Genomic DNA, 12245 nt, shown 5'->3' with positions numbered 1-12245 from the left:
AGCAAAGAGAGGCAAAGTGTAGATAATAATCTCATGATTACTTATTTTATCAAGTTTATTTTATGATAGATGATTTGCGATACGACTGCCATACTGCAAGCTTGGCTGCCATGCTGCTGGCAGATGGTCCCATCTGTCGGGCCAAGGCTGGAGCCTGACGCTTCGCAGAAGATGCATCACCGCCCTTTGGTATATCCATGAGGAATGGCTGTACCATCCAACCCTGATCGAGCACGTAGTTAGACTTGGAAGGACTCTTCGCCTTGAACACCTGCAGAATCATAGCCAGGAAGTTACCCGACTGGTTTTTGATATTATAGGCTGTACCGCCAAAGAATCCGTAAGTGCCATACTGCTTACTATACTTGAATGTGGCAGAAATAACTCCAGACTCTGAGCCCATGTAGTAAGCGCCATCCTCGTCGAGGAAGGTATCGTAGATAAAGTACTTACCCACCTTACCCAGGCACTGGCTGCTGCGGGTCTCCACGCTACCTGTTTTCTCATTCACAGTGATTGGGAATACCAGTCCCATTTCAGGAATAGAAAGCTCGGTGCGGCTCAATGTAGCATGCACGGTCTGCTGCTCCAGCTTGTCATCCTCGTTGAAATCGTAGTAAGAATAAACATACTCGCCGGCAATATCCTTGTCGAAATCAAACTGCTTCACCACGAAAGAGTCGGTAACGGCTGCCACCTGATACTTGATATAGTCGGCACGCAGATGACCTGTAGTATTCTCACTGAGCGATACCTTCAATTCCTTGCTCACGGTATCAACCGAAGCCTTTGCCCACTCAGGAGCATAGATAACCTTCACATCAGCGTTGGAATTGTATGCCTTCACGAACTCCGTAGCCTCGTCGCTGCAGAAAATCATATCAGCCTTGTTCATCTCGAGCACCAGGCCATACTGAGAAACATTGATTACCACAGAGTCAGCCTCTGTCTTCTTGATAACCAGCTTGGCGTTGCGCGACTGGCGTGAGTCGTTGGCAAGAGCCGCCAACTTCACGGTGCTGCCCTCGATGCTGGCGCTGAGCCATGAAGGTTCGTCGGTGTAAGCCTTGGCAGGAGTACAGTCCACGGTTACTTCACCTTCGCTGGCATTAGGTCCGAGCGAAGTCTGGGCAGAAAGCACGTTGATAGTGCTCTCGGCCACAGCCTGATAATCGCTGTCACTGCTGCATGAGGCCATCAGCCCCATGGCAGCCATACCTATTATATATATAGATTTCTTCATCTTACTTGATTATTTGTTTGGAGTCAAATTAGAAAGATAATACCATTCGATGACAAACACGTACTGGTTGTTCTCCTTGATAGGCTCTCCTTTTGCGGTACAAGCCAGGGCAACGAATGTATCAGAAGCATAGCCCTCAGAAGCCAAGGTTCCATCGTCCTCGAAGTCACCTTCCTGAGATACGCCGTGCCATACCACGTTCATACCACCCTTTCCGAGCAATGTTCCCTTATTCAGGTCTGCATTCATCAGCCTGAGGGCTGGATATTTACCGCTAGGATCTTCAATCAACTGAGATGGCAGGTTAAGATTACCCGTCTCCGGGTCGAAATCCAATCCTATATTATAAGTATATCCACCTGTGGTGAATGTACCCTTCAGCATGTTCTCCTCATCTTCTACCTTAGAGATGGTTATATCGCAGGAACCCTGCATGGCTGAGAGGATCCATTTGCCTACCCAGGTATCGATGCTTGGAGCATAAGTTTTCAAGGTAAGAGCCTCGTTGTCTTTGGCTGACAACACACCAGTCGGGCTGACCAGGAAGTCCTGTACCTCGTTGCCATCCAGAACCACTGGCTCATTTACGGCATGGATACCGGTAGGAGTAACATAGAAAGGCTGCTCTACCATCTGTCCGTCGGCAGTGCGCGAAAGAATGCGGCGTGTGGCGGAGTTAATCTCCACCATCTTGCTGGCATCCGAAGAATTGCCCACGCTGTAGTTCACGCCCAGGCGCTTCTGCACGTCGGCGATGCTGTCCAGATAGGAAGTCCAGTCTACGCCGTCAGCCATGCGGGTGAATACCATCTCGTTCTCCCACTTCTTACCTTTTACGAAGATGCTGTCTTCTGTAAGCTTGGTAATCACAAACTCCCAGTCGCCCTGCTCACCTTCTATATTGCCGTATGTAGGCTCACCCAAGAAGTGGAAGATGTCGTTATAGGTGTTGAAAGAAAGCACAGGCCCCATGCTGCGGTCAACGGTATAACTGGATGTGGCACGCTCGGTAGGTGCAGCAACGGCTGTATCGCCAGCCACGGTCACCTTGCCATTGGCAAACTTCATGAGGAAGGTGTAGCCGCCACCGGTCATTCCCTTGCCTGTGAAATAATGAAGCTGCCATCCGTTCTCAGAAGATTCCAGAAGCTTCTGAGTGTTCTCTACAGTGCTCTCGATGCGGTTGGCAGCCGAGTCGTCGAAGAATTCCTTGTCATCGTGCAGACACGACTGCAAGCTCATGCTGCCCAACAAGCAAACGATAGCTATAAATATATGTTTCATAAATCTATTCTATTTTAAATGTTCCAAATCCAAAGAACTTAACTCCTTACCTCTTCGCAGGATGGCTGCTCGCAATACATCGATATCCACATCCCATGAATCCAGCATATAGTTTTTCACAATGTTAAGTTTCTGGTTCAATGCAGATACAGCCTCGTCGCCACCTACCTTCTGGGCATCGTCGAGGATAGCCTGCCACTGCTCAGGAGTATAAGTGATATAGGTTGACAGCATCTCGGCAAAGTCCTCCAAGCCCTCTGACATGGCGTATGGGGTAACAAAGCCCTTGCCGTGAGCCACAGAATCTGCTATCTGATACCAGTTACCACTCACGTAGCCCGACTCGGTAATCTTGTTATAAGATGTGTCGTAAGGCTTCTTCTGGTTCAGGATGTGGGTGAACTCGTGGTGCATGGTGTGGAAGTAATACTCTGTCATAGAAGCATAGCTCTCCAGCATGGCATCGGTCAGACTGTTCACCTGATAGAGTGTAACCTTCAGACCGCCCTCGGCAGTACCCAGAACTATAGTTCCGTTGCTATTGTAGGCTGGGCTACCAATCAGGTGGATAACTCTTGGCACATTGTGCTTCACGAAATCAGGTCCCAACACCTCGGCGTATGAATCGAGCCAGAGATACTTGATGATGATAGCTAACTTAGCTGACTTGGCAGAATCGGCTGGTGTCAGGGTATACTTATAATCAGACTCGATGTCCTCCATCTTATACTTGAAATCGATGTTGTAAGGACTGGTGTAGTTCTTCTGCAACCACATGTCCAACTGGTCTCTCTCTGGAGAGGTAACAGGGAAGATGGTTGGTCCGTCCGGGTCATTGTCTGAGCAGGACACGAAGCCCAAAACCATCACCAATGCCAACATCAACATATATATATTATGTTTCATTTCTTTCTATTACTTTATGTTTTTTACTTATTGCGAGGGTTTGGTGTAACACCTGCAGTGATAACATCCTGTGGCAACTGGATAGCGAGACGTGGGTCACGAGCCTCCATGGTGTCGGTGATGCCTGTAATCTTGTAGTTGCTCTTCACATCACGACGGTAGATAGTGATGCCGTAGCGCTTTACATCCTGCATGCGCAAGCCCTCATGAATGGTCATGATTCGACGGAGGTGAAGGATGCACTGCAACATAGGCTCCTCTGTATCCTTGTCGATGGCGAAACTGGTGTGCAGCGCCTTGCGTGGAGTTGGCTTCTCAGGAGTGTAATAAGCGGTAACTGCATCGCTATAGAATTTCTTCACATCATCCAAAGTAAGCTGCACGCCCGTCTTGGAGAAGGCAGCCAACTCGGTGTTCAAATCGTTCAGAGCCTCTGTGTAATGACCGAGCAATGCCTGTGCCTCAGCTCTTACGAGCAAAGTCTCATCGGCAGTGAACTCTGCGAACACGGCGTGAGGAGTACCGATACCTGCCTGGATATCACTATACTCGAAATCGTAAGGAACCTTACGTACGATATACTTAGAAAGGGATGCATTGGAGAACACAGTATAGTTGAATACCTTGTCGCTAACACCCCAAGGACCATCAGACTGAACGGTCTCCTTGGTTGCTACGATGGCACTGTGTGCATACTTGTCACCATACTGATATGGACCGCCGATGGCACCCCATTCAGAAGCAACCACCTGCAGCAGCAGGTTTGCCTTCACAGATGAGTCGATGTAGGCATTAGGCTGAATCTGCTTGTTGGCAGAAAGAGCACCCCATGCAGACCAGTCTCTCAGCATACCCTTGGCGTTGCTGCCCAACACCTTGTTGGCATACTCCACAGCCTTGTCATACTTCTGATAATAGAGGTAGAAACGAGCTGCGAAGGCGGCAGCAGAAGTAGATGTGAAGTGGAACTTTGGCTTGTCGTAGGTAGAACCTACCAGCTTCAAGCCTTCCTGCAAGTCCTTGTCAATCTTGGCATAAAGCTCGGCAAGGGTACCACGGTCGTACTTCACATGTACATTGGTCTCAGCCACCTCTGGGTAAGGAAGTCCCAGGTCGGTGGCTGCAGTGGTCTCGTCGTAAGCCATGCAGAATACGTTGGCCAGCTGGAACATGGCATAGGCACGGCACAGGAGCGCCTCGCCCTTCTGTGCAGAATAAGAGCTCTGGTCTGCCTGACTGTTGATGTGCTCCAGTGCGATATTGGCTGTGGTAACGGCATCATAGTAGGTTGACCAGTAAGTAGAAGGAGCCTCATAATCACTGGTTTCTGTAATGTCGTCCCATTCGTATGCCTGCTGCTGGAAACGACTGGCAGCATCCCAACCGGTATTCAGGTTACAATCGGTATTGTCAGAATACATCTCCAGCAGATAGGCTGGATGCACCTGTGGGTAGGCATTAACCAGGAGCTTCGACACATCGGTAGGGCTCTGCAGATCCAGACGGCTATCTGGCTGCTTGTCCAGATAATCGTTGCAGGAAGTCATGCCAGCCGACAGTGCCAACGCTACAATGGCGATATATAATTTCTTTATTTTCATTTTTATTTTCTACAATAATTAAAGTCCAAGTTTCAATGTAAGAGTAAACTGCTTTGGCATTGGCGAAGCCACACCACCCGCATTCATGAACTCAGGATCCTGACCGTTCAGCTTCTTGTCTGCATAGAGCAGCATGAGGTTGGTAGCCTGAAGCTTCAATGAGATGTTGTTCACTGGTGAGTTCTCGAACCAGCGGTGTGGAAAATCGTATGCCAGTGAAATCTCCTTCAGGCGGATGAAGTCACCCTTGGCTGTACGCACAGAAGTATAGTTGTAGGCATTGTAGGCTGTGGCCAGCAATGTATGGTTCTGCTCATACTCATAACGGCTCAGTACACCAGGCACATTGGTAACATTCTCATCACCAGGCTGCATCCAGCGGTTCTTGAAGTTGTGGGTCATTGATGTCAAGTCGTTATACTTGGCTTTGAAAACCGGGTCAAGGCGCACCACGTTGCCGAAGGCGTATGTAAGGAACAGGTTCAGATGGAAACCCTTATAGTTAAAGGTGTTACCCAGGGAACCATTGTAGATAGGGTCTGTAGAACCCTCGTAAATCAGATAGTCTGTATTGTCACGCCCCTGGAAGTTGATGTCACCCACGGTAGCCTGACCCTTCTCGTTGATGCATACAGGATAGCCCTTCTCGTTGATGCCCACGAATGGGATGGAGAACAAGGCGCGGGCTGGATAACCCTGCTTGGCGAAACCGTTACCCTGAACCAGGTCGATAACGCGACCCCGATTGTAGAGTTCGGTAATCTCCGTGCGGTTGTGAGAGTAGATCAGACTGGTCTGCCAGCTGAAATCGTTGGTCTTCACGTTGGTAGAAGAGATGCTCAACTCCTCACCCCATGACTTCATGGAACCCACATTGGCATAAACGGTGCCATAGAGCTGGGTAACAGTAGGAGCAATCTCATCGAAGTTGCGACGCTGATATACATCGAATGTCACGTTCAGACGGTTGTTGAAGAAACCTGCATCCACACCGAAGTTGAACTCGTGCTTCTTCTCGTAAGTAATATCATTGTTACCGAGTGCTGCCACAACAAATCCCAACTCCTTGTCGGTAGTTGTAGGACGGTAAGGGGTGTTCATAGAGAGCTTGGTGAGCACATTGCAGTAAGCTGCATCTGGAGGAGTACCTGTCAAACTGTAAGACACACGGAAGGTGAGGCTTGACAGTGGCTTGAGCTTAGGGAAGAAGCTCTCCTCATGTACGTTCCATGCACCAGATACGTTCCATGTAGGCATCCAGCGTGCCTTGGTGGTACGACCCATCTGGTTAGAACCCTCATAGCGGACTGTTCCGTTCACAACATACTTTCCGTTGAAGGAATAGGTGGCATTGGCATAGAATGCCGCACTGCGTGAATCGGTGTTGCGCAGGCTGTAGTAGTTGGAGTTCTCCTGATCCAGCTTCTTGAAGTAGAGATACTCGAAGTAAGCTGTCTCGCCGCGGTAGTTCATACCCCAGCCGTTAAACCAGGTGCGGTTACGGCTGATGCCGGTAGTCTCGAGACCACCGAAGAGGTTGACGATGTGCTTCTGCGCAAAAGTATGGTTGTAGTTGGCTGTGACACGGAAGTCATAGTCCAACATGCGGTTTTCTGTACGCTGATAGATACCACCCTGCTTCAACACGGATACTGGCAGGGCATAGAGGTCGTCCTTGTCAGTGAAGAGCAGCTTGTTGGCATCGCGTATCAGCGAGTTGTCCATGGCGCGGTAAGCCAACGCCTGGTTTGAATCCTCCAGGATGTTATGCTCCTGCGAAGAAGTGCTATACTTGATGGCACCCAGTGTAGAGAGCTCCAGGTCCTTGAAAGGCTTCCACTTCAACTCCAGCTGGAACTTGGCATCAGCCACGTTCAGGTCGATGTAGTTGCTCTCCAGCTCATGCAGAATGTTGAATGCTGCATAGTTGGCATGATAATATGTATAAGGATCGAGCGCGCGCGATGTGTTCAGCGCGTAAGAGTATGGGTTGATATCGAAGTCACGCTTCACCTGACCTGATACCACGTCCACATCCTGTCCCAGAGTACCTGGTGCTCTCTGCTTACGGTAAGAACCGCCACCAATCAGGTTGACAGAGAGGTTATCCAGAATATGATGGGTCATATTCATGCTCACGGTATAACGGTTCACCTTGCTATCCTTGTACCATCCTGGGTCAACCATAGCAGAAAGTGAAGCATAATAGTTACTCTTCTCGGTACCACCGCTCAAGCTTACAGAGTGGTTCTGCATGATGGCAGAAGAGAAAAGCTGCTTAAACCAGTTGGTATTGCGATACTCAGCCTGCTGGAGATAAGCATTCTGAGACTCCTGATTGTTGGCAAGTCCGAACATACCAGAAGTACTGTTGTAGGTATTGATGAGCTCATACATCTTTCCATATACACCATAGTCGCTACCATTGAGAATATCAGAAAGATTGAGCCATCCCTTATCCCTCAACTCCTTGTAGATGGCCATCTGGTCCTGAGAGTTGAGAATATCAAAATTGTCATAAGATGGAATCAGACGGGTAGTAAACTCACCGGTATAGTTCAGATGAGCCTGTCCCTGCTTACCCTTCTTGGTAGTAACGACGATGACACCTGCCATCGCACGCGCACCATAAATAGAGGTAGCAGAACCATCCTTCAGAATCTGGAAACTCTCGATATCATCAGAGTTCAAGCCTGCGATGGCAGAAGAAATCAGAGTCTCCGGGTCACCGGAAGCCAAATCATCTGCGCTCACATCGGATACATCCTCCATGATAACGCCATCCACTACCCAAAGAGGTTTTGAAGAACCATAGATTGATGTTGCACCACGCACACGGATCTTCGGAGCAGAACCAAAGGTACCACTCACGTTCTGCACAGACACACCGGCAGCACGGCCTTCCAAAGAACGGCTGATGTCGGCAACACCATTCAATTTTGCTTCCTCGGCATTTACACGGTCAGTAGCACCGGTAAATAAGCGTCGGTCTGTTTTCTGTAAACCAGTCACAACCACTTCCTGCAACTGCGCTTCAGGACGAAGCACCACCTTCATGTTGGCAGTAGCAGCCAATGTCTGACTTTTCATTCCCACGTAGCTAAACACGAGTTTAGTTCCGTTAGGAACATTCAGTTTAAATTTACCGTCAATATCCGTGACTGTACCCTTAGTGGCTGCCCCCCCCAGAAATTAAAACAGAAGCACCAATAATCGGTTCATTGTCATCCGCAGATATTACGGTTCCAGATACGTCAATCTGGGCAAACGCAGCTCCAATGCTCATCAAGAGACAAACAAAGAAGAGCGAGAGTCTTTTTTCCATAATTTCTCGTCTTATTTTAAAATTATTATGTAATAATGTGATATCGGCTGCAAAGTTACAATAAAAATATGAAATATTATCTTTTTTTGCATAAAATCTGCAAAAATATTCTATTTTTCCTATTTTTAGTAAGAAAAAAAGGAAAAATGATAAAAAATAGATAGTATAAGACCATGATAAGGCTACAAAATATAACCTTATCATTACCCATTCGTTAAAAGCAAGAAAAGCCCTCTTCCCCTACTATTGGTTCAGCTTCTCCTTCAGTTCCTTCACTCTATCTCTACTCACCTCGAAATCTTTCTCGGGATAGCGGCGGAGCCTGAGGATAAGCTTGGCATTCCAGGTGCTCTCCATCTTCACGATATCTTCGATGTTGATGATATGCTGCCTACTGCAGCGGAAGAACATCTTGGGATCCAATTCGGCTTCGAGTTCGTTCATACTCTCAGAAATATGAACCGATGTGCCATCTTCCAGATAGGCAATCGTATTCTTGCCATCAACATCGAAATGACTGATGGAAAAACTGTTGACGATTTGAAACTGGTCACCTTTTGGTATCAGGAAGCGTTCCCTGTATTTTGGGGTCTGAGGCTGGAGCATGGCGAGGAGCCGGGTGATATCCTCCTGTGGAGAAAGCATTTTTCTGGCTTTCTCCATCGCTTCCTTCAATTCGTCTTCCTCTACGGGTTTTTGGACATACGCCACGCCATTATTTCTGAATGCCTTCAGCGCATACTCATCATAGGCGGTAATGAAAATGACGGGTACCGTCGGCTTCTGCTTTTCAAAGGCATTGAAACAGGTACCTCCGTTGATTCTCACGTCAGAAAGGATGAGGTCGTAACGATTGCCGTCTTCGAGAATTTCTCTCAGCTCAGCCACACTCGTCACCGGACCCTCTATCACCACATTGGGTTCTATCTTCAACAGCATCTTTCTGAGCTGATTGAACATTCTCTTTTCATCTTCTATTACTAACAGTTTCATTGCCATGACTTAATATTTTTGGGGAAGTTTTGCAGGCAGCAAGCATCCAAGACTATTTGTATTTCCCCGAAGGAGCTAATAAGATCTAATCTTGCTTACATTTGTCCCCCTTCGGAAACTGAAAAGAAAAACCTTACAACTTATCCTTAAGAAAACCAAGAATGCCACCTACAAAAACTCAATTGTTTATATTTATTTCATACGTACTTTTTTATAAGAACGATTCTACAATAAATTATTGTATCAAGAACAATAAAAGGATGTTAAACTACAATTTTCTAAGTAAATATAGTTATTACTTCATTCAGATATGCATGTAACTATGACATATTGAACTTTCGCAAGTAAGCCCAGACGTACTTGAGCTACATACGAAAGTTCTGTGAAATATAATAGACTATTTAAAATTATCCCATATTTGCGGACTATAAATAGATACCATTAAACCAGCATAAATCATAGCTTTCTCATCATCATTAAATTCATTATTCGATTCTATAATATTTATATAATCGTTGGTAATCTGTATGATATCATCTACATTTTCAGGATATGTTGTAAAAAGTTTCAAGTATTCTTTTATAGCATTTTCAGCACGAACAGATTCAGTTGGATTTTTTCTAAAATAGCCATTTATATCTAGCTCTCCATCAATGGTAGACTTATCCAAATTGGAGATAATTTTATCAAATTGATTCTTAAAATCCTTACTATTTAATGCAATCTTAACTTTTTCTTTGTCCAGTGTGAGAATAGGTGGTGTTTTAGCATCTACAGGATCTCGTACTACGGTTGCTCTTGTTGAAGGAGAGCTATAGTTACTTCCTAAAAGAAGTTTGTTATGGGCTTCCCCCACATCTTTTAATGTTTCAAAGCCTTTTGGAAGCTTTACATGTATAATTTTAGGATTATACATATATGGAATATAATAATTAGTCGTATCGGACTTTAAATTCTCATTGATAATATTCAAAGAATATTTATAAAAATCCTCAATTTTTGTAGTTAATCCCTTATTATTTCTATAACATTTATACGAAGCAGCAGCACCCCCAATGATTCCACAGCCAATTATTGTGGCAGCAGATCCCGTTCCTCCTGTTGCAATTCCAAAAAGCCCTGCAATAGCTTTTCCAGCATTGATTCCAGAAAATGCACCAACAATATCATGTGCAGCGATCTTTAGTCCACCATTTGTGCCTCTAGTTTGAGGATGCTGTAACAGCATTACTTGATTGTACTCTTGAATTTTTTTAAGCGTAATACTATTAGCTTGATTTACTGTAATTGTATCAGACAAATCTGCATCAGCAGAAGTACATGACACCAACGCTAACATGAGGACGAATGCAACGCCCATTAAATAAACGATTCTTTTCATAACTGTGATATTTAATGATTATTACTAATTGACGATGCAAAAGTACAAAGAGTTTTTCAAGATGGATCCCCATGATTCCCTGAACCGTATTTTTTAAGGAATGAATGGTTCTGCCCCTGTTTTCAATGGTTTGCAAGAGCTGAAGTAACGATTTAAGGCAAAAATAGAGGCATTCATTGCCTGTTTTTCACGATTAATGGGATTTTTGTTTTTCGGTTAAAGCTTTTTATTATACCTTTGCAAACAAAATGTAGAACCAATTAAAAGTTATTCATTATGAAACTTACGAAAAAAAAAATAATGGCATTAATAGGGCTTCCATTCTCAATATTGGGAGTTAGCAGAATCAGTGTCACCACATTTTTCTTCTTTTATATCATAGTATATTTCAGATTTCCAATGTCGATTCTGGTGCAAGATCCATTCTCTGAGACTTCCATGTACCTTGTGTTTTTATATTTGATATTGTTCTCGGGTTACTTTACTGGCAGTAATATGGCATGCGACTATGTAGCCAAACGCATATTGGACAAGGGTATCACCAATGTCAGGATATATATTTTTTGCCTGATATCATTGGCCTTCAATACCGTCTGCAGTGCTTTTTTAAGCTATGGAATCTGTGATATCCAGGAAATGAATGGATTGCAGAATTCTGCCGTGGAACTTTTCTATATCCAACTCGTCATGTTTATCCTGATATCAAACGTGAGCATGGTGCGTTCTTGTGGAATTATTCTGAAGCAGAAGAATGATGAAAACCTGGAGATGGCACAACAACTGAAGGGCGAAAGCGAAAAGGCGATGAAGGCCCAGCTGAACATGCTGAAACTACAGCTTGATCCACATTTCATGTTCAACAGTCTGGGCACATTATCGGGCATCATAGAGGAAGATCCTCGGAAAGCTAGCGAGTTTACCGTCAGGTTGGCCCATATCTACAAATATATTGTAGCCCATATCAGCGACGATACCGTTTCGCTGAACGAAAGTTTAAGATTCATCCGTGATTACTGCCATCACATCGAGATGAGATACACGGGCAACTTTGTGTTTACCATAGATGCTGGTATCTGTCACAGCGATGACGAGAAGATATTGCCACTGAGTCTTCAGCTTCTAGTAGAGAATGCCGTGAAGCATAACCAGCATTCGGAGGAGCATCCACTGGCGATACATATTTACAGGGATGGCGACTATGTATGCGTAGCGAATGCCTTCGTTCCTTATCCGGAAGAAAGTCCATCGGCTTTCTCCAGCTCAGGAATAGGCATCAAGAATCTCTTCGACCGCTATAAACTGCTGACAGCCTTCGTTCCCATCGTTCTGCAATCAGAAAAGACTTATATGGTAAAGGTGCCGATTATAATGATGAGGCAACATCAGGTTCTTCCGTGATTTTTTCTTTAGCTTTACATCGCTGAGATTTCCATATTTTCAACTGACTCCAATTTATTCATGAATATTGCAAATACAACAACGAATAGCAATATATTGTAAATCAACGCGTTA

General features: G+C 45.3%; 7 protein-coding genes and 1 pseudogene. 1 reads left to right on the top strand and 7 read right to left on the bottom strand.

Translation table 11 applies throughout. The annotated features are described in order from the left end of the window. Nucleotides 1-55 precede the first annotated feature (55 nt). The 7 genes and pseudogenes from ACWJAO_RS01895 to ACWJAO_RS01865 form a co-directional block, all read right to left on the bottom strand. On the bottom strand, nucleotides 56-1243 hold the full coding sequence (locus ACWJAO_RS01895) for a BACON domain-containing protein (RefSeq protein WP_287798199.1): 1188 nt from the start codon (nucleotides 1241-1243) through the stop codon (nucleotides 56-58). Nucleotides 1244-1252: 9 nt separating this feature from the next. Then, the gene (locus ACWJAO_RS01890; protein WP_287798198.1) at nucleotides 1253-2527 is read right to left on the bottom strand and encodes a DUF4302 domain-containing protein; all 1275 of its coding nucleotides are present in this window, start codon (nucleotides 2525-2527) and stop codon (nucleotides 1253-1255) included. A 9-nt stretch (nucleotides 2528-2536) separates the two neighbouring features. Next, on the bottom strand, nucleotides 2537-3433 hold the full coding sequence (locus ACWJAO_RS01885; RefSeq protein WP_233338496.1) for a zinc-binding metallopeptidase: 897 nt from the start codon (nucleotides 3431-3433) through the stop codon (nucleotides 2537-2539). A 23-nt stretch (nucleotides 3434-3456) separates the two neighbouring features. Then, on the bottom strand, nucleotides 3457-5034 hold the full coding sequence (locus ACWJAO_RS01880; protein ID WP_449139069.1) for a RagB/SusD family nutrient uptake outer membrane protein: 1578 nt from the start codon (nucleotides 5032-5034) through the stop codon (nucleotides 3457-3459). Nucleotides 5035-5052: 18 nt separating this feature from the next. Next, nucleotides 5053-8359: pseudogene (locus ACWJAO_RS01875) on the bottom strand (SusC/RagA family TonB-linked outer membrane protein). 243 nt (nucleotides 8360-8602) lie between these two features. Then, nucleotides 8603-9352, bottom strand: a complete 750-nt coding sequence (locus tag ACWJAO_RS01870; RefSeq protein ID WP_181975323.1) for a LytR/AlgR family response regulator transcription factor — start codon at nucleotides 9350-9352, stop codon at nucleotides 8603-8605. A gap of 397 nt (nucleotides 9353-9749) precedes the next feature. Further along, nucleotides 9750-10733 carry a hypothetical protein gene (locus ACWJAO_RS01865; RefSeq protein WP_449139068.1) on the bottom strand — a complete coding sequence of 328 codons (984 nt, stop codon included), beginning with the start codon at nucleotides 10731-10733 and terminating at the stop codon, nucleotides 9750-9752. A gap of 495 nt (nucleotides 10734-11228) precedes the next feature. Between ACWJAO_RS01865 and ACWJAO_RS01860 the strand changes: the two genes are divergently transcribed. Beyond that, entirely contained in the window at nucleotides 11229-12131 is a 903-nt protein-coding gene (locus ACWJAO_RS01860; protein ID WP_181975322.1) for a sensor histidine kinase, read from the top strand. Nucleotides 12132-12245 lie beyond the last annotated feature (114 nt).

Source organism: Segatella sp., assembly GCF_977051555.1.
The sequence above is the reverse complement of the archived record's forward strand: the minus strand, read 5'-3'. Positions and strand labels throughout refer to the sequence as shown.

What these genes read in the sequence shown, in the direction of transcription:
- ACWJAO_RS01895 (WP_287798199.1), bottom strand. Translation starts at nt 1,243, where the DNA reads ATGAAGAAATCTATATATATAATAGGTATGGCTGCCATGGGGCTGATG.
- ACWJAO_RS01890 (WP_287798198.1), bottom strand. Translation starts at nt 2,527, where the DNA reads ATGAAACATATATTTATAGCTATCGTTTGCTTGTTGGGCAGCATGAGC.
- ACWJAO_RS01885 (WP_233338496.1), bottom strand. Translation starts at nt 3,433, where the DNA reads ATGAAACATAATATATATATGTTGATGTTGGCATTGGTGATGGTTTTG.
- ACWJAO_RS01880 (WP_449139069.1), bottom strand. Translation starts at nt 5,034, where the DNA reads ATGAAAATAAAGAAATTATATATCGCCATTGTAGCGTTGGCACTGTCG.
- ACWJAO_RS01870 (WP_181975323.1), bottom strand. Translation starts at nt 9,352, where the DNA reads ATGAAACTGTTAGTAATAGAAGATGAAAAGAGAATGTTCAATCAGCTC.
- ACWJAO_RS01865 (WP_449139068.1), bottom strand. Translation starts at nt 10,733, where the DNA reads ATGAAAAGAATCGTTTATTTAATGGGCGTTGCATTCGTCCTCATGTTA.
- ACWJAO_RS01860 (WP_181975322.1), top strand. Translation starts at nt 11,229, where the DNA reads ATGGCATGCGACTATGTAGCCAAACGCATATTGGACAAGGGTATCACC.